Genomic DNA, 20,476 nt, shown 5'->3' with positions numbered 1-20,476 from the left:
ACGCCGGGCGGTCTCGTTGTAGATTTCCGGGGTGATATCAACTTTTAGTTTAAAAAAGTAAAAAATAGTTGTATCCGGGAGGGCTTTAATTAGATTTATGCGGTGAATAAATCAGTGCATTTTCATAATAATAACATATGCACTTAAAAATCAACGTGTTAAATAATCAGGGGTCATTGCTGTGGCAAACGCAAACAAACTCACGCTCTTCATCGTCATTTTTATGCTGATGGGGATCCTCTCCGGCGCGGCTATCCATGCCTACGCGACGCCGACCACCATCTCCGCCTGGGCGGACAACATTACGCTGCTGACCGATCTGTTTCTGCGGTTGATCAAAATGGTCATCGCGCCGTTGGTATTCAGCACCCTGACGGTCGGCATTATGCGTCTCGGCGAGACGGCGACCATTGGCCGGGTAGGCGGGAAGGCGATGGTGTGGTTCATCACCTCCTCGGTATTATCCATTCTCGTCGGGCTGGTGATCGTCACCTTCCAGCACCCGGGCGCCGGGTTAAACCTGGCGGTGCCGAAAGAGGCGGTGGATACCGGCCTGGCGGTCAGCGGCATGAGCCTGAAAGGATTCCTGTCGCATACCATCCCCACCAGCATCACCGAGGCGATGGCCAACAACGAGATCCTGCAGATTGTGGTGTTCTCGATGTTCTTTGGCATCGCCGGCGCGTCGCTGGGCGAGAAGTTTAATGCCCCGCTGGTGGCGGCCCTCAATGTGGTGTCGCACATTATGCTGAAGGTGACGGGCTACGTGATGTACGTTGCGCCGCTGGCTATCTTCGCCGCCATTTCGTCGGTGATTGCCTCCCAGGGGCTGGGGATCTTGCTCAACTACGCTTCGTTCATCGGCGGTTACTACCTGGCGGTGCTGTTGACCAGCGCGGTGCTGATTGCCGTTGGTTATATGGTGCTGAAGAAAGAGGTCTTCCGTCTGCTGAACATGCTGAAGGACCCGGTGCTGGTCGCGTTTACCACCAGCAGCTCCGAAGCGGCCTATCCGAAGACTCTTGAGCGGCTGGTGAAGTTTGGCTGCTCGCGCAATATCGTCTCGTTCGTCCTGCCCATTGGCTACTCGTTCAACCTCGTGGGCTCGATGGTCTACTGCTCCTTCGCCGCGATGTTTATCGCCCAGGCCTATAACGTACCGCTGAGCTTTAGCGAGATTACGGTCATGATGCTGACGCTGATGCTGGCCTCGAAAGGCATCGCCGGGGTGCCGCGCTCGGCGCTGGTGGTGCTGGCGGCCACGATCCCCAGCTTCAATATTCCGGTTGCCGGGATCCTGCTGCTGATGGGTATCGACCATTTCCTCGACATGGGGCGCTCCGCCATCAACGTGTTGGGTAACGGCATCGCCACCGCCATGCTGTCGAAAAACGAAGGTCTGCTGACCGACGAGGAAGCACAGCCGGACTGGGAAGCCGAGAAAGCGGAAGCCTGATCCTGCCGCGCCCTTTCACAAAGGGCGCCATTCCGCACGGAAAAAAAAGACCCCTGACAGGCACGTCAGGGGTAATGTGACGAAGTATCAGTTTTCCTCGTAACTAGTCTTTTTTCTTATATAAAAACGCGCGGTAACGTCTTTATACCGAGGAAGCGTCAGAGTTTAACGTTATGTTCGGCAGCGCTGGCGCTTTTTTAGCATCCTGCGGCTATTTTCGGATTCCAGACAATATCACTACGGGAATATCTTATTCTCTTCTGTTCGCTATTTGCCTACCAGCGCTCACGTAACAGATTCATAAACTGGAAAAAGTCGTGATTATTATTCAGGCTGTATTTTTCCATAATCTTATTCTTATGGTAAGCGGCGGTGCGGGGACTGACCCGCTGCAGGGCGGCGATTTTACTCATGTCCAGCCCTTCAAGAATACCGTGCACCACAGCGGTCTGCGACCGCGACAGGACACGATGCGGGCAGCTGGCGCAGCTCAGTTCCCGGCTCGTGGCGTCAGTGGCCGACGGGTCCATACAATGCTGTAGTTCGCTTTTAATGATCGCCAGCAGCTGTGGAATACTGGCCGTTTTCAGCGAGACAAAAATGACTCCTTTCAGGCAATTAATCATGAAATCGTCTTCCGGCAGCTGGTCGTAGCTGTGGAGGATAATCAGGGAGCTGCCTTTTTTTCTGTTTTTAATCAGGGTATTGCACAGATAGATTTCACCAGGGATCACTTCGCATATAATAATATCTTCGTCTGACAGGTCGTTATTGCGCCAGGAGAAACGGGCCCGCATCTCGTCCCGGGAGAGATCATTAACCATGGCCACCAGCGATTCACGTACAAAGGTGTTGCGGGTATTGATGGTGACATTAATGTTTCTCATGGCGTTATTTCCTTATGCAAAACATAACGCCATGCTGTGACAAATCCTCCGGGCGTATGCGGTGTGTTGATTTTATAAACGTACCTGTAATCGTTTTTAATTATTATAAAGTGAATTATTTACGACGCGTCGAACGCTTATCGTTAAACGTAAACTTCTGCCGTCTCCTGTCTTTTAGATAGGAAATAAAACTGTATACAGAGATGCTGAAGAAAAATATGCATAGCAATAATATTAACCACGTTTGCATGGCCATCGTTTTTACCTTGTTTGTGCTGCATGGTGTCAGAATTTACCGCGAACGGCTATTACGTTTTGTTATATGTTTTCCTGTCCACTGAAAATCATACGACATCATCCTGATGTGCTAGCACTATAAGAAAGTTCTTAAGCGCGTCGTCAGTCTCATTCCTCTCATTTCTCTCAGAAAATGAGAAAAATTAACACTTGCGAGTTATTCACACCCCGCGCAGCGGCCAGATCGCGCTTTCGATCAGGAAATAAACGCCAGTCCTTTGCCAAAGATCGCTCGTACGGGCAGGTGGATCCCTTGCTGGCGCGCCTTATGGCGCAGGCGGCTAATCACCACGTCGATGCGGTGCAGGTCAGGCTCGCTGTCGTGGGAAAACAGGCAGGCATGGAGGTCCAGCTTGCTGCACACCTCGTTGCGATTGCGCATTAACAGCTCCACCAGACGGTACTCCTGCTGGGTTAACTCCAGCGTCCGGGCATCGGGAGAAATCAGTTTATCCTCATGCAGACGCCACAGTCCGGTGGCGGCGGATGACGCGGTGCCGGGCGCCTCCGATGGAAGGGCGGCGGGTCGATCCTGCTGCAGGCGGGCGCCAAGGGCGGTGAGGGTCTCCGCAAGGTGGGCGAAGTTAACCGGCTTAATCAGGTAAGCATCGGCCCCAAGGCTGAGCGCCTGCAGTTTATCCTGCTGCTGGCCGCGGGCGCTGACCACCACCAGACCGTAATGCCCCAGCTCATGCAGGTAGCTCAGCACGCTGAAGCCATCTTCCCCGGGCAGGCCGATATCAATCAGCACGATGTCCACCGGATGGCTATGCAGTTGTCGCCAGAAGGCTTCGGCGCTGCGCGAGCCCCACACCTCGAAGCCGCGATAGCCCAGCCAGGCCAGCAGTTCATCCAGCAGATCGGCGTTATCTTCAATTATCGCCAGCCGTAAAGCCATACGTCGTTCTCCTCTTAAGCAACTGTCGGGAGGGTGAGAATAAAGGTGCAGCCGTCCGGGCCATGCTCGGCCAGCCACAGTTTGCCATCATGAGCCTGCACGATCTGACGCGCAACATACAGTCCGAGACCGGTGCCGCCCGGCACCTGCGACGTGTGCTCGCCGCGGCGGTAGCGCTCAAAGATCAGTTCCGCCTGCCCGTCGGGCAGGCCCGGGCCGTGGTCGCGAATGCGCAGCTCGGTATGCCCGGCTTCGGAGCGGATATCGATGGCGATTTCACCGGGGGGCGAATACTTCACCGCGTTATCCAGCAGATTGGCGATGGCGATGCACAGCAGGCCGGCATCGGCCTGCAGTTGCGGGCTTTCCACCGCGCCGTGATGGCGGATGTTCAGGTAATGGTCGTGGGAGATGGCCACCACCGAGGCGGCCATGTTGATCACCGTCAACAGGGCGGTCTGCTGGCGATCGACGTGCAGGTCGTGGGAGGCGAGCCGGGCGTCGGCAAGGCAGTTATCGGTGAGCTGCACCAGACGGGTGGCGGCGCGCCCGATGCGATCGAAGCGCGCCTCCTGGCTGGCCGAGGCCGCCGAGAGGCGGAGATTCTCCAGCGCCGCCTGGATCACCGCCAGCGGCGTGCGGAATTCGTGCGCTACCATGCCCATAAACTGCCGCTGATGGAAGCTGGCTTCACGCTCAATCTGCAACTCACGCGCCAGGCGCTGCTTCTGCTCAAGCTGGCGGTTTTCAGCGCGCACCCGCAGGATGGCAATGATCAGCACCGTAATGATGTGGACGATCAGCGCATACTGCCAGAGGGAATAGATCGCCATATGGAACGGGATTATCCCGTGGATAGACAACTGCACCAGCACCGCGGCGGCGACGTAGAACGGCGGTAGCAGACCCAGCAGCAGGGTGTTACGGTCGATGGCTTTTTTGCGCCACAGCCACCAGGAGGTGAACAGCAGCACCGGGGTGATAATGATGAAGATCACCCCTTCAATCTGCATCGCGAAGCCGTAAAACCCGAGCGGAATACTGACCTGCAGCACCAGGTTGAGGACCACCGCGGCGATCAGTAGTTGATGAAGCCGCGGCATATTCTTCTTCAAATCAAAAATCTCGCTGTGCAGCCAGAGGGCGGTGGCATAGCTGAACAGAGAGAGGCTGCTGATCATGAAGTCCTGGAACGGCAGCGCCGCGTGGCCGAAAAACCACTCCGGGAAGCCGTGCAGGGCGGCCACCAGCGGATAATTGAGCGAGAAAAGACAGATGCCCCACAGCAGACGCCGGCGCAGGGCCAGCGCCAGCCACAGCGCCACGCCGCTGGCGACGGCGGCCAGGCCGAAATAGAAGCTCCAGAAAGCGGTGTCGGCGGTCGCCCGTTGTACAAATTCCTGCGGCGAAGAGAGCGAGGCCAGCAGGATCAGAGTGCTGGTGCTCTGCAGGCGAAAGACCACCTCATAGCCGGCGGCGGTTGGCGGCGGGGGGATAATCAGCACGCTTTCCCGGTAGTGCAGATCGCTCTCGCGGGCGCCGTCGCGGTCGCCAAAGGTGCGCTGTTCCCAGGGGGCGTCGCTGCCCAGAGGTCGGTAGTAAATGGTCAGATGGTCGACAAAAGAGGGGCCCAGCTGCAGCCAGCGCGGCTCCCCGGCAAACCACGTTCCCGGCAGCTCGCTGCGCAGCCACCAGGTTTTTCGCGAATAACCAAAGGAGGGGATCTGCCGGGTGGTGGCGAGCTGGTCTGTGGGCAGGGCGGCGAAGCGATCGATGGTCATCTGGCCGCTGGCGTCCGCGTACCACTGGACCGGAATATCAATGCCCACCTGGCGCGTCGCCGCCTGCGCCTGTGGGGCGACCAGCAGCAAGAGTAATCCACAGCTGAGCAGCCAGCCTGCCAGGAACTGCGGCCGGCAACGCCGGACCGCTGCGAAGATCGCAGACACCCTTTTCAATCACGCCCCCTTGCGGCATGCCAACGATACAGACCGCAGACATCTGGCTACGGTATGGATAATACGCCCCCTGAAATGGGGAAGAGTGGACAGGCCTGTCCGGACGAACAGGCCATTTTGCGTGGGAGACCAGGAATATTCCAGCGTAATCTGCATCGGCAGGATCAGGACAGACCTGCTGCGCGGCGGCGGTGGGCTGGGGTTAACGGAAAACCACCTGCGCCCAGCGGGCCAGCCCGGCGGTTACCGAGCCAAAATCATCGCCACCGGCCAGCGGAATACCCGGCAGCTGGGCGGCCAGCGCCTTTTTGATCAGCGGTGAGCGGGCGCTGCCGCCGGTAAGATAGATCACGTCCGGGGTGGTCTGGCTGCTGTCGAGCGCGAGCTGCACCTGTTCCATAATGCGGGTCAACGGTTGATCCAGCGCGGCTTCCAGACCCTGCTGGGCGATGGCGGTGGCCAGCTCGTCCTGAATAAACGGCAGCGCGGTTTCAACGCTGGCGGCGCTGGAGAGGGCGATTTTGCTCTCTTCGGCGCTGCGCACCAGACGATAGCTGAGACGCTGGCGCCAGACCTTCAGCAGCAGAGCCACCTTGTCGGCATCCCGGGCGCTGCGCAGCAGATCGTTAAGCAGACGGCCGTTGGCGGTGCTGTAGAAATCGCTCTGCGCTGGCACGTCGTTGATGGCCACCGCGTTCCACCACGGGAGGATCGGCAGCGCGGTGCCTTTCTCCGTTTCGCCGCCCATGCCGAGGAGGGGCATCAGGCATTTGAAGGCCAGGGCAATGTCGAGGTCGTTACCGCCGATGCGGCAGCCGCTGTGGCCGAGCAGGCTCTGCTGGCGGTCGGCGCGCTCCCGCCACTGCGGGCCCATCAATAGCAAAGAACAGTCGGTGGTCCCACCGCCGATATCGACGACCAGCACCCGCTTTTCTTCATTGAGGGTGGCTTCGAAATCGAGCCCGGCGGCAACCGGTTCAAACTGGAAGACCACATCGCGGAAACCGGCGCGGAGAGCTGCCCGCTCAAGGATCCCCTGCGCCTGGGTGTTCGCGTCGTCACCGCCGAGGCCCTGGAAGTTAATCGGTCGGCCAATCACCGCCTGGTCGATCTGCTCGGGCAGCTGGCTCTCAGCCTGCAGTTTGATGTGCAGCATCATGGCGCAGACCAGGTCTTCAAACAGGGCCACCTGCTGCGGCTTCAGCCCGCTGGCGCCGAGGAAGGATTTTGGCGATTTAACGAAGTAGACCTCTTCCGGATCTTCAACATACTGATGCAGCGAGGCGAGACCGAACTGCACGCTGTTGCGCAGCACCTCGATGTCTTCGTCGCGGTTGGCGGCAATGGCCCGGCGCAGCAGCGCCTGGTTTTCATCGCTGTGGGTGGGAACGTCATGATGGCGATAGAGCCACTCGCTGACCGCTTCGCGCGTTGGCGCACAGAGCATCGAGGGCAGCAGCGCGCTGCCGTTTTCCAGCGTCAACAGCTGAGGGGTGTTTTCCCGCATCACGGCCACCGAACAGTTGGCGGTGCCGTAGTCAAAACCAATAAACATCGTCTGCAAAATCCCCATGCCGGTGAAGAAGGGGGGCGACTTTAGCGGATCGTCGCCATGGCGACAACTGGAATTTAAAAGCAAGGCGCTGACGGTCAAGGGCGACTATCATTGAAACGCTATATAAAGGAGAACTTATGGTGTTGTTACCCTGGACCCCGCCTTACGACTGGGCGTGGATGGTTGGTTTTTTGCAGGCGCGTGCCGTCGCCGGCGTCGAGTGCTTTGATGAAGGAGGCTATAGCCGCAGCTTTGGCACTGCAGGCCATCGCGGGCTGATTCATCTGGCGCCGGACGAGGAGGCGCAGGGCCTGCGGGTGACCCTCTCCCCGGGGCTGCAACCGGTGGCGGAGATCTGCTATACGCGAATTGGCCAGCTGTTTGATTTAGCCTGCGATCCGCGGCAGGTCGCCGGGGCGTTGGGCTCTCTGGCTGAGGCGCGGCCGGGGCTGCGCCTGCCGGGGGCGCTGGATGCCTTCGAACAGGCGGTACGTGCGGTGCTGGGCCAGCTGGTGAGCGTGGCGATGGCCGCCCGGCTCACCGCCAAAGTGGCGGCTGGCTGGGGCGAACCGCTGGCGGACGCGCCCGGCTATGTGTTATTCCCGACGCCAGAGGCGCTTTCCCGGGCCGACCCGCAGGCGCTGAAGGCGCTGGGAATGCCGCTTCGGCGCGCGGAGGCGCTGATCCACCTCGCCCGGGCGGCGCTCAGCGGCGAGCTGCCCCTGACCGCGCCAGCGGACATCGACGCCGGGCTGCGTCAACTGCAGAGCCTGCCCGGGATTGGCCGCTGGACGGCAAACTACTTTGCTCTGCGCGGCTGGCAGGCGAAAGATATCTTTTTGCCGGATGATTACCTGATTAAACAGCGCTTTCCGGCAATGACCCCGGCCGCCATCGCCCGCTATGCCCGCCGCTGGCAGCCGATGCGATCGTATGCGCTGTTGCATATCTGGTATACCGATGACTGGATCCCGGCGGCGGAATAGCCGTCCGGGGCGCATACCACTGGTATCGGGGCGCTGAAATCCCTATAATTGCCGCGTTTGGCGGTCCGCCGCCACCCTCCATCTCTATCCAGGTTAATCAGGTCGCAAAAATTTATGACTGATATGTCCCATCAGTGCGTCATTGTAGGTATCGCCGGCGCATCGGCTTCTGGCAAAAGTCTTATTGCCAGTACTCTCTATCGCGAATTGCGTGAACAAGTTGGCGACGAACATATTGGCGTCATTCCGGAAGACAGCTATTACAAAGATCAAAGTCATCTGTCGATGGAAGAGCGCGTCAAAACCAACTATGACCACCCGAGCTCAATGGACCACAGTCTGTTGTTCCAGCACCTGCAGATGCTGAAAAGCGGCCAGCCGATTGAACTGCCGGTCTATAGCTACGTCGAGCATACCCGCACGCCGAACACCATTCACGTCGAGCCGAAGAAGGTGATCATTCTTGAAGGGATCCTGCTGTTGACCGACGCGCGCCTGCGTAACGAGCTTAACTTCTCTATTTTCGTCGACACCCCGCTCGATATTTGCCTGATGCGCCGTATTAAGCGCGACGTTAACGAGCGCGGCCGCTCCATGGACTCGGTGATGGCCCAGTACCAGAAGACCGTGCGCCCGATGTTCCTGCAGTTTATTGAACCGTCGAAGCAGTATGCCGACATCATCGTGCCGCGCGGCGGCAAAAACCGCATCGCGATTGATATTCTGAAGGCCAAAATCAGTCAGTTCTTTGAATAACCTGGCCGAATTGTGTAACGTGCAAAGAGTAGCCCTATTGCCCTGTCCGCCGCGAAGCGTGCGGGAAGCAGCCTTATAAGGAGAAAGCCCATGCGTCTGTGTGACCGAGATATCGAAGCCTGGTTGGATGAAGGGCGACTCGCCATTAATCCGCGCCCACCCGTTGAGCGTATTAATGGCGCGACGGTTGATGTACGGCTGGGTAATAAATTCCGCACCTTCCGCGGCCACACGGCGCCGTTTATCGATTTAAGCGGACCGAAGGCCGAGGTCAGCGCCGCGCTGGACCGCGTGATGAGCGAAGAGATCGTCCTGCCGGAAGGGGAGGCCTTTTTCCTGCATCCTGGCGAACTGGCGCTGGCGGTGACCTATGAATCAGTCACCCTGCCAGCCGATCTGGTGGGCTGGCTGGACGGACGCTCCTCACTGGCGCGGCTGGGGCTGATGGTGCACGTTACCGCGCACCGCATCGACCCGGGCTGGTCCGGCTGCATCGTGCTTGAGTTCTACAACTCCGGCAAACTGCCGCTGGCGCTGCGTCCGGGGATGCCTATCGGCGCGCTGAGCTTTGAGCCATTATCGGGCCCGGCGGCCCGGCCGTATAACCGCCGTGAAGACGCCAAATATCGCGACCAGCAGGGCGCGGTGGCGAGCAGAATCGACAAGGATTGATAACGTCAACGGGGTGTTGCAGAGGGTGCCATGAGACGAATACTGACAACGCTGATGATCCTGCTGGCGGTCATTGTCGCCGGGCTTACCTCGTTGGTATTGCTGGTCAATCCCAACGATTTTCGCGCCTATATGGTGCATGAGGTGGCAGAGCGCAGCGGTTATCAGCTTGAACTCGATGGCCCGCTGCGCTGGCACGTCTGGCCGCAGCTCAGCATTCTCAGCGGACGCATGACGCTGACCGCTCGGGGCGCCGAAGAGCCGGTGATCCGCGCCGACAACATGCGCCTCGACGTGGCGCTGCTGCCACTGCTCTCGCATCAGCTGCAGGTGAAGCAGGTGATGCTCAAGGGCGCGGTGATCCAGCTGACCCCGAAAACCGAGGCGGTTCGCGATAGCGCTGCGCCGGTGGTACCGCATGACAACACCCTGCCGCAGGCCCCGGAGGACCGCGGATGGTCCTACGACGTGCGCCAGCTGCAGGTGGCCGACAGCGTGCTCTTCTTCCAGCATGAGAACGGCGAGCAGGTGACCGTGCGCGATATCCGCCTGCAAATGGAGCAGGATGAGAATCACCGGGCCACCGTCGACTTCTCCGGTCGGATCAACCGCGACCAGCGCGACCTGGCACTCAACTTCTCCGCTACCGTGCAGGGCGGCGACTATCCCCACTCCTTAAAAGCCGACTTTAGCCAGCTAAGCTGGCAGCTGCGCGGCGCCGAGCTGCCCCCTGATGGCATTAATGGCCAGGGCAGTCTGCAGGCCAGCTGGCAGGAAGATGGCAAAACCCTGCGCTTTGACAACCTGAATCTGATGGCCAGCGGCAGCACCCTTACCGGCAACGGCAGCGTGGTGCTGGGGGATCGCCCGGACTGGTCGCTGGATCTCCACGCGACCACCCTGAATCTCGACAGCCTGCTGGCACCCTCCTCGCCAGCGACGGACAGCAGTGCCAGCCAGCAGGCCCAGAGCCAGACGCGACCGCTGCGTCCGGTGATCGCCGACAGCGATGAGCGCGAAGATTACCAGAGCCTGCGCGGCTTTAACGGCCGGATGGCCCTGAGCGCCGACCAGCTGCAATGGCGCGGCCTGAACTTCACCCAGGTGCAGAGCGAAATCAGCAACCAGCAGGGGCTCCTGACGGTCAGCAAAATGCAGGGCAACCTCGACGGCGGGCAGCTCTCTCTCCCCGGCACTCTGGATGCCCGTGGCGACACGCCGCAGGCGACGTTCCAGCCGGCGCTGCAGAATGTAGAGATCGGTTCGCTGATCAAAGCCTTTAACTATTCATTAAACCTGACCGGCAAGCTGTCGCTGACCGGCGAGTTTTCCGGAACACGCATTGACGCGGATGATTTCCGTCGTCACTGGCAGGGGCAGGCTCAGCTCCAGATGGCCGATACCCGTACCGAAGGGCTGAACTTCCAGCAGCTGGTGCAGCAGGCCGTGGAGCGCAGCACCAACGTGCGGGCGCAGGAGAATTATGACAATGCCACCCGCCTGGATTCCGTGAGCAGCCAGCTGACGCTGGATAACGGGGTGGTGACGCTGAACCGCCTGCAGGGGCAGTCCGACATGATGGCGATGACCGGCGAAGGTCAGCTCGATCTGCAGAAAGAGAACTGCGATATGCGCTTTAACGTGCGCGTGCTCGGCGGCTGGAAAGGGGAGGGCAAACTTATCGACCGCCTGAAACAGACCGCCATCCCGCTGCGCATCTACGGCGACTGGCAGTCGCTGAGCTACAGTCTGCAGGTCGATCAGATCCTGCGGAAACAGCTACAGGATGAAGCGAAGCAGCGCCTCAACGACTGGGTTGAGCGTAATAAAGGCAGCAAAGAGAGCAAAGACGCCAAAAAGCTGCTTGATAAGCTGTAATCTCCATCACCGCAGCCCGGGCCTTCCGGGCTGTGAGATTGTCGTCAGAGGGTGGAGCCTCGTTGATGCCGGGTGGCGGCTGCGCCTGACCCGGCCTACGTTTTGTGCAATATCATCGGCTTGCATCGCCAATTAATGTAGGCCTGATAAGCGAAGCGCCATCAGGCAGTGTGGCAGGTGTAGAGCATCAATTCCCCGTGATGAGAGAATGTCGTCAAAGTGTGGTGCCCCGTTGATGCCGGATGGCGGCTGCGCCTGACCCGGCCTGGGATATGCGCAATATCATCAGCTTGAGTCGCCACTTAATGTAGGCCTGATAAGCGAAGCGCCATCAGGCAGTGTGGCAGGTGTAGAGCATCAATTCCCCGCGATGTGAGAATGTCGTCAAAGCGTGGAGCCCCGTTGATGCCGGATGGCGGTTGCGCCTGACCCGGCCTGGGATGTGCGCAATATCATCGGCTTGCGTCGCCAATTAATGTAGGCCTGATAAGCGCAGCGCCATCAGGCAGTGTGGCAGGTATAGAGCATCAATTCCCCGCGATGTGAGAATGTCGTCAAAGTGTGATGTCACGATGATGCCGGGTGGCGGCTACGCCTGACCCGGCCTGGGTTGTGCGGTGGGGTAATCCCCCGGTTTGTGTTGCCATCCCGTAGGCCTGATAAGCGCAGCGCCATCAGGCATGGGTTTGATTATCCATCCCACCGCCCGGGATACCCCGGGCCGTTTTATGCCTGGCGATTACACCTCATAATCCAGCTCATCCTGCTTTGCCGGCGGGACGATCTGCACCTTCTGCACCCGATGGCTGTCGACCTGCAGCGTGCGCAGGGTATAGCCGTCAATCTCAATGGTTTCTCCCACCTGCGGCACATGCTGCAGATACTCCATCAACAGACCGGCAACGGTGTGGTACTCACGTTTATCATCCAGCGGCAGCGGAACGTACTGCACCAGATCCTCCAGCGGCATATGGCCGTTAACCGTCCACGAACCGTCCTGATGATGCTGAATATCGTGCCGGGCGTCGATCTCCTCCACCTCGTTAGGCAGATTACCGGCGATGGTCTCCATCACGTCACTCAGGGTTACAATCCCCTCGACGGAACCAAACTCATCGACCACAAAGGCGAAGTGGGTGCGGGCCTGACGGAACTGCTCAAGCGCGGAGAGGAGCGGTAACCCCTCCGGAAAGACCAGCGGCTGCCGCACCAGCGCCTGCAGATCCAACGGCTCCTGGCGCAGGGACTGCTGGAGCAGGTCGATAACGTGAACCACCCCCAGCAGGTCTTCATTATCTTTCCCGCCGGTCACCACCAGCCGGGTATGCTGATTTTTCTCCACCAGGCTGCGGATCTCTTCCTCGGGTGCGCTGAGGTTGATGCGTTCGATATCATGGCGCGACGTCATAATGCTGCTGACGCTGCGCTGATTAAGGTTCAGCACCCGCTCAATCATCAACCGTTCCTGCGGATTAAACAGCGGATGATGGTCCTGATCGGCGACCAGCGACGCCGTGTCAGCATCCAGTTCAGCTTTTTCTTTCTGGCCGCTCAGCAGGTTCATCACCGCCTCGGTGGTGCGCTGACGCAGCGTCAGATTGGCGGAGAGGAAGCGACGGCGGTTAAACAGCGCCAGCTGGTTAAGGGCTTCAATCATGACCGAGAAGCCAATTGCCGCGTACAGATAGCCTTTCGGAATAATGAAGCTGAAGCCTTCAGCAATCAGGCTGAAGCCGATCATCAGCAGGAAGCTCAGACAGAGGATGACGATGGTCGGGTGGCTGTTAACGAAGCGCGTCAGGGCCTTGCTGGCCATCAGCATCAGGCTGATAGCGATGATCACCGCGGCCATCATCACCGCCAGGTGGTCGACCATGCCGACGGCGGTGATCACCGAGTCGAGCGAGAAGATGGCATCGAGCACCACGATCTGCGCCACCACGGCCCAGAATTTCGCCCCTCTGCGCTGGGTGGGATTATCGCTGTCCTTCCCCTCCAGCCGTTCGTTGAGTTCGACGGTGGCTTTAAACAGCAGGAATAAGCCGCCGAACAGCATAATTAAATCGCGGGCGCTGAAGCTGAAGTCGTGAAAAACAATCAGCGGTTTGGTCAGGGTCACCAGCCAGGAGATAGAGGCCAGCAGCAGCAGACGCATCACCATCGCCAGCAGCAGACCGGTGATACGAGCGCGGTCGCGCTGAGCGGGCGGCAGCTTTTCGGCGAGGATAGCGATGAAAACCAGGTTATCGATACCCAACACCAGTTCGATAACCACCAGCGTGACGAGACCTGCCCAGATTGACGGATCGGCAATCCATTCCATATGTATTAAAACCTGTACGACTGCGGTATGTGTTACCACGATCATGGATAAGATGAGTCTAAAATGCAATAACGACGCGGATATCACTCCGCCGGAGGTGGATATATTTCCAGCAAATTAGGTGAACAGATAAGAATTATGTTCCAGAAAAGATCAGCGGAAAAATAACAATATGGCGGAACGCGCTGGAATAAGCTTGCTGATATCAGAACCACCACCCGCTGCGTTTTGCCCGGCGCAAAAGCGCGGACAGTCCCGTCATTCACCACGGTAGGTACCCTTCCTCATCCTCGCGTGAAGTGCGAAGCCCGCTCACAAAATCGGCATAATTCATATCATGAAGTGAGCGCAGAATAGCGCCGATCGCAGTACCCTGCCGTGGTATACGGTTATTATCCTGCCATATCTGGCTGTTTATGCTGAAATATATTGCCTGGCGAAATTAATTATCTATATCTATTCTTTCCGGACATATGAACGCCGCAGCATGCAGCTGGCAGGGGCTGCGTGCCAAAGGCCGCGATGTACGGGCCTCGCGGCGACATCGCGCTGTGCAGGGAAGCGGGCCGCTGAATAACCTGATGGAGAATAAGATTATTCTCACTTCGACCTGTTGATAAAAGAAAGTTGTGTGTATTCTTTTAGGTGACAGTGAATTTAAGAATTTGGCGGGCAGATGCCCGAGCAGTATCCGTGTATTATCAGTTCCAATGGATTTGTGACATGTACAATTTTGCAAAGCTGCGTGTTTTGCAACCAAACAGGTGAAGATGAATATGGCGAATTTGAAAGCGGTTATTCCGGTCGCAGGACTAGGCATGCATATGCTGCCGGCCACAAAGGCAATTCCTAAGGAGATGCTGCCGATCGTTGATAAGCCAATGATTCAGTACATTGTTGACGAAATCGTCGCCGCCGGGATCAAAGAGATTGTCCTGGTGACGCACTCCTCGAAGAATGCGGTGGAAAACCACTTTGATACCTCCTACGAGCTGGAAGCCCTGCTTGAGCAGCGTGTGAAGCGCCAGCTGCTGGCGGAAGTCCAGGCCATTTGCCCGCCGGGCGTAACCATCATGAACGTGCGCCAGGCACAGCCGCTGGGTCTGGGCCACTCCATTCTCTGCGCCCGCCCGGTAGTCGGGGACAACCCGTTTGTCGTAGTGCTGCCGGATATCATTCTCGACGGTGGCACCGCAGACCCGCTGCGCTATAACCTCGCCGCTATGGTCGCCCGCTTTAACGAGACCGGCCGCAGCCAGGTGCTGGCGAAACGCATGCCGGGGGACCTCTCCGAATATTCCGTGATCCAGACCAAAGAGCCGATGGTGGCCGAAGGGCAGGTGGCGCGTATCGTCGAGTTTATTGAAAAACCGGACGAACCGCAGACTCTGGACTCCGACCTGATGGCGGTGGGCCGCTACGTGCTGTCGGCAGATATCTGGGCCGAACTGGAACGTACCGAGCCAGGCGCCTGGGGCCGTATCCAGCTAACCGACGCCATTGCCGAACTGGCGAAGAAGCAGTCCGTTGACGCGATGCTGATGACCGGCGAAAGCTATGACTGCGGTAAAAAAATGGGCTACATGCAGGCCTTCGTCACCTACGGAATGCGTAACCTGAAAGAAGGCGCCAAATTCCGCGAAAGCATTAAAAAACTGCTGGCCTGACAGCTGGTGTGAAGATGAGCGGCAGGGCAAAGGCTTTCGCCACGCCGCTCATAACGTTATGCAGAAATTATTCATAACGTGAATGTTATAACGATTGTAAAGAAACGTATGGCTTCGGAGACTTCTGGTAGTTTGTCTCTGGCCTCTGTGGTGCAATGGTCGGAGTAGCGGCAATAATGCTTTGTGAATAGTCACTTAGTGCGACAATTCCTAAAGCGCAGGGAAAGCGGTCAACGTCAGCCAAAAATAAAACTTGACTGCGATCATGTTTCCGCTTTAAACATCTCACTTGCATGCATAAAAATGTGAAATGAATTGGCATGCGAGCTGGTACAGACATTACGGATAATCCCTGAGCACGGCAGTGGACATCATCGAAGGATCACAGGTATATGAACTGGCAACTCATCTCATTTTTTGGCGATAGCACCGTTTTGCTGCCCAGCGCAGCGGCGTTGTTTATTGTCCTGATACTGCGTAAAACGTCGCGGTTGCTGGCGTGGCAGTGGAGTTTGCTGTTCGGCATCACCGGCGCCATCGTCTGCGCCTCCAAACTGGCCTTTATGGGCTGGGGTCTGGGCATTCGCGAGCTGGATTACACCGGCTTCAGCGGCCACTCAGCGCTCTCCGCAGCCTTCTGGCCTATCTTCTTATGGCTGCTCAGTGCCCGTTTCTCCGCGGGGCTGCAAAAAGCAGCCGTCGCCACCGGCTATATTCTGGCCGCAGTAGTGGGGTATTCACGACTGGCCATCCATGCGCATTCCGTCTCGGAAGTGATCGCTGGCCTGCTGCTCGGTGCTGCTGGCAGCGCTTTGTTCCTGCTGCTGCAAAAACGTACCACCCATCCAGAAAGCGTGAGTATTTCCTGGGGCGGTGTCGCGTGCCTGGTGATGGTCCCGCTTATCCTGTTGCATAGCGGCAGTAAAGCGCCGACTCAGTCCCTGCTGGGGCAAATCGCCACCGCGGTGGGGCCGCTGGATAAACCTTTTACTCGAACTGATCTGCATAAGCAGGCCTGGTAATTGCCATTTGTTTTACAGGGGAAATTAAGTTTTCGCCGGTTAATTAGACAAATAAGAAAATAATCTACTATATGCCAGGTAATTGATAATTCATATTTATGAAATAACGCAGTGCTACTACATTGTTATTGTCAATTTGCCTGGATATAGCCGTGGTCAGACGTTTCTTAAATGCGTTCAGAAAGCACCTGTTCCACGTTGGATGAATAACCCAGCAACGAGAAACTATTAGAAATTGTAGTTGACTATGGCGACATCATCTGATTTTAGAATGACGTCAGTGTCGCGAGAAATTGTAGTTTTTTCAAATGGTTAGCTGTATCTGTGCTGGTGTGGCAGCGCCAGGCAGATGTTCGATAGTTGAGAACAATAAATAATCTTTATTGGCGAGCCGCTTATTTTTCGCCAATAAAACAGCGGATGGGATTAATTGGCAGATATTCGGCAGCAAGACTCCCAATTGTGACCGAAATCCCGTAGACTTAACGCCGCCAAAAATAAAGGCCTGACCAATTTATCACCCACAGGCCGATTAAATACGCCGTTCAGGTAGTCAGTGCGCTGGTAGCTGTTAAGCCAGGGGCGGTAGCGTCGCTGAAACCACGTGCTGCTGCACAAAATACCTTCTCTGAACGTCTCTAAAAATCGAAGCACTTTGGGTGATTAACGCCATAAGATATCTATCATGCTCATCAGATATCCTCATAAAGGGGTCAGGAGCGGTTGCTAATATCACCTGTACACCAACTTTCCCGTCTCATCGATAGCCTGTACGGTAAAATTCGCCTACATTGTGAGCTGGGTGGATGTTATAAGGGTGACAAGCAGCTTAGGGTAACTGTACTTGCCTCGCCGGTGTTGCACAGTGAAGTCAGCTGGTGCCGCGAGCGCTTTCTATCTTGGTATTCCCCTCATTCTCATTGAGATACGACAGCGGGGCTGAAAATGGATCTTGTACAATGATAAAAATTGCGCGCATTGCCGTGACGCTGGGCTTGCTTTCCTCACTGGGAGCCCAGGCTTACGCGGCCGGGTTAGTAGTAAATGATAATGATCTGCGTAACGACCTTGCCTGGCTTTCCGATCGCGGGGTCATCCATCTGAGCCTGTCAACCTGGCCGCTAAGCCAGGAAGAGATCGCCCGGGCGCTAAAAAAGGCCAAACCGTCCTATTCTTCTGAACAAGTGGTCCTGGCCCGTATCAACCAGCGACTGTCTGCTTTAAAAGCTGATTTCCGGGTCACCGGCTACACCTCAACCGACCAGCCGGGCACCCCGCAGGGGTTTGGCCAGACGCAGCCGGCAGATAACTCGTTAGGCCTGGCGTTTAACAACAGCGGCGAATGGTGGGATGTCCACCTTCAGGGTAACGTCGAAGGGGGGGAGCGGATCAGTAACGGATCGCGTTTCAACGCCAACGGTGCCTACGGCGCGGTGAAGTTCTGGAACCAGTGGCTCTCTTTTGGTCAGGTTCCGCAGTGGTGGGGGCCGGGGTATGAAGGAAGCCTGATCCGCGGGGATGCGATGCGACCGATGACCGGTTTCCTGATGCAGCGAGCCGAGCAGGCGGCACCGGAAACCTGGTGGCTGCGCTGGGTGGGTCCATGGCAGTACCAGATCTCCGCCAGCCAGATGAATCAATATACCGCAGTACCCCATGCTAAAATTATTGGTGGTCGTTTCACCTTCACGCCGTTCCAGTCTTTAGAATTAGGCGCGTCGCGCATTATGCAGTGGGGCGGGGAAGGGCGGCCGCAATCCTTCAGCAGCTTCTGGGATGGCTTTACAGGGAAAGACAATACCGGAACGGATAACGAGCCGGGGAACCAGTTGGCCGGATTTGACTTTAAATTCAAACTAGAGCCAACTTTGGGCTGGCCGGTGAGCTTCTACGGACAAATGATCGGTGAGGATGAGTCAGGTTATCTGCCTTCGGCCAATATGTATCTGGGCGGTGTGGAAGGCCACCACGGCTGGGGTAAGGATGCTGTGAACTGGTACCTGGAAGCGCATGATACGCGCACCAATATGAGCCGGACCAATTACAGTTATAATCATCATATCTATACTGATGGATATTATCAGCAGGGCTATCCGCTGGGCGATGCAATGGGCGGAGATGGTCAGCTCATCGCAGGAAAAGTCGAGCTTATTACAGAGGATAACCAACGCTGGAGTACACGTCTGGTATACGCCAAAGTTAACCCGGAGAATCAGTCGATCAACAAAGCATTCCCTCATGCTGATACCTTGAAAGGAGTACAGCTTGGCTGGAGCGGGGATGTTTATCAGTCGGTCCGGTTGAATACTTCACTGTGGTACACCAACGCAAACAACAGCGACAGCGATGACGTTGGGGCCAGCGCAGGGATAGAAATACCGTTTAGTTTATAAGGCTGAATGCTGAAAACAGGGGATAGAGGGTGGTAGCGCTGCAGGACGCAGTAAGCTTTTCTCTCTCCATAAGCCGGCAGGGAAGCAACGGCTATGACAGCTGCTCAGGAATTGGCAAATTTTGATTTACTGATGATGTGACATTATGAAGAAAAAACTTGTTAGATTTTCGGCATTAGCGTTGGCAATTGGGTTTTTATCGGGTTGTACGATTATCCCCGGTCAAGGGTTAAATAGTCTGCGGAAGAACGTGGTTGAGCTGCCGGACAGCGACTACGATCTGGATAAACTGGTTAATGTGTATCCCATGACGCCGGGGCTGATCGATCAGCTTCGCCCGGAAAGTGTACTGGCTCGTCCAAACCCACAGCTTGATAATTTACTCAGAAGTTATGAATATCGCATTGGAGTTGGCGATGTGTTGATGGTTACCGTATGGGACCACCCAGAGCTCACTACACCTGCAGGCCAATATCGTAGCGCCAGCGACACCGGTAACTGGGTTAACTCCGACGGTACCATTTTCTATCCTTATATCGGTAAAGTACAGGTGGCGGGGAAAACGCTTAGCCAGGTACGCCAGGATATAGCCAGCCGTTTGACCACTTATATTGAAAGCCCTCAGGTTGATGTAAGTATTGCTGCATTCCGCTCGCAAAAAGCCTATGTGACTGGCGAAGTTGCTAAATCAGGACAGCAACCGATTACAAATATTCCGTTAACTGTAATGGATGCAATCAATGCTGCAGGTGGTTTATCAGAAGACGCTGACTGGCGCAATGTGGTGCTAACGCATAATGGTAAGGACACCAAAATCTCACTATATGCCCTTATGCAGAAAGGTGATTTGACAGAAAACCGCTTGCTGTATCCAGGGGATATTCTGTTTGTACCCCGTAATGACGATCTTAAAGTATTCGTGATGGGAGAGGTTGGTAAACAAAGCACGATGAAAATGGATCGCAGTGGTATGACCCTGGCAGAAGCTTTGGGGAATGCTGAAGGCATGTCGCAGGCTTTCAGCGATGCTACAGGTGTTTTTGTTATTCGCCAATTGAAAGGTGATAAGCAAGGTAAAATAGCAAATATTTATCAATTGAATGCACAGGATGCGTCGGCAATGGTGCTCGGCACCGAATTTCAGTTACAACCTTATGACATTGTATATGTGACTACTGCACCGCTAGTACGTTGGAATCGCGTAATTTCACAGTTAGTGCCGACAATTACTGGTGTACATGATATGACTGAAACCGTTAAGTTTGTCAAGGATATGAAATAATGTTTGACTCTATTCTTGTCGTTTGTACGGGAAACATATGTCGCTCACCAATTGCAGAGCGTTTTTTACAGAATTTGTTACCAGATAGGAAAATCGATTCAGCTGGGACAGGGGCTTTAATTGCACATTCTGCAGATGAAAGCGCTATAAAAGTTGCTGGAGCATATGGGTTATCACTGGCTGGGCATAAAGGCAGACAATTTACCTCTGCACTTGGGCGTCAGTATGATTTGATATTGGTTATGGAAAAACACCATCTCGAAGAGGTTGGACGGATTGCACCAGAACTCAGAGGAAAAACCATGCTATTCGGACATTGGCTCAATCAAAGAGAGATCCCTGACCCTTACCGTAAAAGTGACGAGGCTTTCTTATCAGTATATAAACTTATTGAGCAAGCAGGTAAACTTTGGGCTCAAAAACTAAGTGCATAAATCGGGAAAAAT

At 56.1% G+C, this 20,476-nt stretch carries 15 protein-coding genes and 2 pseudogenes; 10 read left to right on the top strand and 7 right to left on the bottom strand.

What is annotated here, in order from left to right; translation table 11 throughout:
* Window positions 1-181: 181 nt before the first annotated feature.
* Complete coding sequence (locus tag CWM53_RS10835) at window positions 182-1,456, top strand: dicarboxylate/amino acid:cation symporter (protein WP_008804082.1); 1,275 nt, start codon at window positions 182-184, stop codon at window positions 1,454-1,456.
* 275 nt (window positions 1,457-1,731) lie between these two features.
* Here the strand turns inward: CWM53_RS10835 and CWM53_RS10830 are convergent, their stop codons facing one another.
* The 5 genes from CWM53_RS10830 to yegD form a co-directional block, all read right to left on the bottom strand.
* A complete protein-coding gene (locus tag CWM53_RS10830) occupies window positions 1,732-2,343 on the bottom strand; it encodes a helix-turn-helix transcriptional regulator (RefSeq protein WP_023297970.1) in 612 nt (203 codons plus the stop codon).
* A 115-nt stretch (window positions 2,344-2,458) separates the two neighbouring features.
* On the bottom strand, window positions 2,459-2,599 hold the full coding sequence (locus CWM53_RS30985; protein ID WP_046621842.1) for a small membrane protein: 141 nt from the start codon (window positions 2,597-2,599) through the stop codon (window positions 2,459-2,461).
* A gap of 237 nt (window positions 2,600-2,836) precedes the next feature.
* On the bottom strand, window positions 2,837-3,538 hold the full coding sequence (locus CWM53_RS10825) for a response regulator transcription factor (protein ID WP_012541069.1): 702 nt from the start codon (window positions 3,536-3,538) through the stop codon (window positions 2,837-2,839).
* A gap of 14 nt (window positions 3,539-3,552) precedes the next feature.
* Window positions 3,553-5,409, bottom strand: coding sequence for a sensor histidine kinase (locus CWM53_RS10820; RefSeq protein WP_100729551.1), 1,857 nt, complete (start codon window positions 5,407-5,409; stop codon window positions 3,553-3,555).
* A gap of 289 nt (window positions 5,410-5,698) precedes the next feature.
* Window positions 5,699-7,051 carry a molecular chaperone gene (gene yegD / locus CWM53_RS10815; protein ID WP_100729452.1) on the bottom strand — a complete coding sequence of 451 codons (1,353 nt, stop codon included), beginning with the start codon at window positions 7,049-7,051 and terminating at the stop codon, window positions 5,699-5,701.
* Window positions 7,052-7,188: 137 nt separating this feature from the next.
* Between yegD and alkA the strand changes: the two genes are divergently transcribed.
* From alkA to asmA, 4 genes are all read left to right on the top strand, one after another.
* Complete coding sequence (alkA, locus tag CWM53_RS10810; protein ID WP_100729451.1) at window positions 7,189-8,037, top strand: DNA-3-methyladenine glycosylase 2; 849 nt, start codon at window positions 7,189-7,191, stop codon at window positions 8,035-8,037.
* A gap of 114 nt (window positions 8,038-8,151) precedes the next feature.
* Window positions 8,152-8,793, top strand: a complete 642-nt coding sequence (gene udk, locus CWM53_RS10805; protein WP_002912442.1) for a uridine kinase — start codon at window positions 8,152-8,154, stop codon at window positions 8,791-8,793.
* 90 nt (window positions 8,794-8,883) lie between these two features.
* Window positions 8,884-9,465 carry a dCTP deaminase gene (gene dcd, locus CWM53_RS10800; protein WP_004151145.1) on the top strand — a complete coding sequence of 194 codons (582 nt, stop codon included), beginning with the start codon at window positions 8,884-8,886 and terminating at the stop codon, window positions 9,463-9,465.
* Window positions 9,466-9,495: 30 nt separating this feature from the next.
* Window positions 9,496-11,343, top strand: a complete 1,848-nt coding sequence (gene asmA, locus CWM53_RS10795) for an outer membrane assembly protein AsmA (RefSeq protein ID WP_100729450.1) — start codon at window positions 9,496-9,498, stop codon at window positions 11,341-11,343.
* 739 nt (window positions 11,344-12,082) lie between these two features.
* On the opposite strand, the gene CWM53_RS10790 is transcribed toward asmA, so the two are convergent.
* Window positions 12,083-13,666 (bottom strand): TerC family protein, encoded by a 1,584-nt coding sequence (locus CWM53_RS10790; protein ID WP_100729449.1) that lies wholly within the window; start codon window positions 13,664-13,666, stop codon window positions 12,083-12,085.
* Window positions 13,667-14,436: 770 nt separating this feature from the next.
* Here CWM53_RS10790 and galF point away from each other — a divergent pair.
* Together galF and CWM53_RS10780 are read left to right on the top strand one after the other, a co-directional pair.
* Window positions 14,437-15,410, top strand: a pseudogene (galF, locus tag CWM53_RS10785) (GalU regulator GalF).
* 315 nt (window positions 15,411-15,725) lie between these two features.
* On the top strand, window positions 15,726-16,355 hold the full coding sequence (locus CWM53_RS10780; protein WP_100729448.1) for a phosphatase PAP2 family protein: 630 nt from the start codon (window positions 15,726-15,728) through the stop codon (window positions 16,353-16,355).
* 545 nt (window positions 16,356-16,900) lie between these two features.
* Here the strand turns inward: CWM53_RS10780 and CWM53_RS32360 are convergent.
* Window positions 16,901-16,984: pseudogene (locus CWM53_RS32360) on the bottom strand (hypothetical protein); the annotation flags it as partial.
* A gap of 330 nt (window positions 16,985-17,314) precedes the next feature.
* Here CWM53_RS32360 and CWM53_RS10775 point away from each other — a divergent pair.
* The 3 genes from CWM53_RS10775 to CWM53_RS10765 all read left to right on the top strand — a co-directional run bounded on the left by CWM53_RS10775 (window position 17,315) and on the right by CWM53_RS10765 (window position 20,464).
* The gene (locus CWM53_RS10775) at window positions 17,315-18,748 is read left to right on the top strand and encodes a capsule assembly Wzi family protein (protein WP_032740101.1); all 1,434 of its coding nucleotides are present in this window, start codon (window positions 17,315-17,317) and stop codon (window positions 18,746-18,748) included.
* 145 nt (window positions 18,749-18,893) lie between these two features.
* Complete coding sequence (locus CWM53_RS10770; RefSeq protein ID WP_032740100.1) at window positions 18,894-20,030, top strand: polysaccharide export protein; 1,137 nt, start codon at window positions 18,894-18,896, stop codon at window positions 20,028-20,030.
* Window positions 20,030-20,464 carry a protein tyrosine phosphatase gene (locus CWM53_RS10765; RefSeq protein WP_072199778.1) on the top strand — a complete coding sequence of 145 codons (435 nt, stop codon included), beginning with the start codon at window positions 20,030-20,032 and terminating at the stop codon, window positions 20,462-20,464. The genes CWM53_RS10770 and CWM53_RS10765 overlap by 1 nt, the downstream gene beginning before the upstream one ends.
* The last annotated feature ends 12 nt before the right edge of the window (window positions 20,465-20,476 follow it).

The sequence above is a fragment of the Klebsiella sp. A-Nf5 genome, assembly GCF_002810545.1.
Taxonomy (GTDB): Bacteria; Pseudomonadota; Gammaproteobacteria; order Enterobacterales; family Enterobacteriaceae; genus Klebsiella; species Klebsiella variicola.
This window is presented reverse-complemented; position numbering and strand designations above follow the sequence as displayed.

Bases quoted from the DNA above. Each gene is read 5' to 3' on its own strand.
- CWM53_RS10830 (WP_023297970.1), bottom strand. From the start codon at position 2,343: ATGAGAAACATTAATGTCACCATCAATACCCGCAACACCTTTGTACGT.
- CWM53_RS30985 (WP_046621842.1), bottom strand. From the start codon at position 2,599: ATGGCCATGCAAACGTGGTTAATATTATTGCTATGCATATTTTTCTTC.
- CWM53_RS10825 (WP_012541069.1), bottom strand. From the start codon at position 3,538: ATGGCTTTACGGCTGGCGATAATTGAAGATAACGCCGATCTGCTGGAT.
- yegD (WP_100729452.1), bottom strand. From the start codon at position 7,051: ATGTTTATTGGTTTTGACTACGGCACCGCCAACTGTTCGGTGGCCGTG.
- alkA (WP_100729451.1), top strand. From the start codon at position 7,189: ATGGTGTTGTTACCCTGGACCCCGCCTTACGACTGGGCGTGGATGGTT.
- udk (WP_002912442.1), top strand. From the start codon at position 8,152: ATGACTGATATGTCCCATCAGTGCGTCATTGTAGGTATCGCCGGCGCA.
- dcd (WP_004151145.1), top strand. From the start codon at position 8,884: ATGCGTCTGTGTGACCGAGATATCGAAGCCTGGTTGGATGAAGGGCGA.
- asmA (WP_100729450.1), top strand. From the start codon at position 9,496: ATGAGACGAATACTGACAACGCTGATGATCCTGCTGGCGGTCATTGTC.
- CWM53_RS10790 (WP_100729449.1), bottom strand. From the start codon at position 13,666: ATGGAATGGATTGCCGATCCGTCAATCTGGGCAGGTCTCGTCACGCTG.
- CWM53_RS10780 (WP_100729448.1), top strand. From the start codon at position 15,726: ATGAACTGGCAACTCATCTCATTTTTTGGCGATAGCACCGTTTTGCTG.
- CWM53_RS10775 (WP_032740101.1), top strand. From the start codon at position 17,315: ATGATAAAAATTGCGCGCATTGCCGTGACGCTGGGCTTGCTTTCCTCA.
- CWM53_RS10770 (WP_032740100.1), top strand. From the start codon at position 18,894: ATGAAGAAAAAACTTGTTAGATTTTCGGCATTAGCGTTGGCAATTGGG.
- CWM53_RS10765 (WP_072199778.1), top strand. From the start codon at position 20,030: ATGTTTGACTCTATTCTTGTCGTTTGTACGGGAAACATATGTCGCTCA.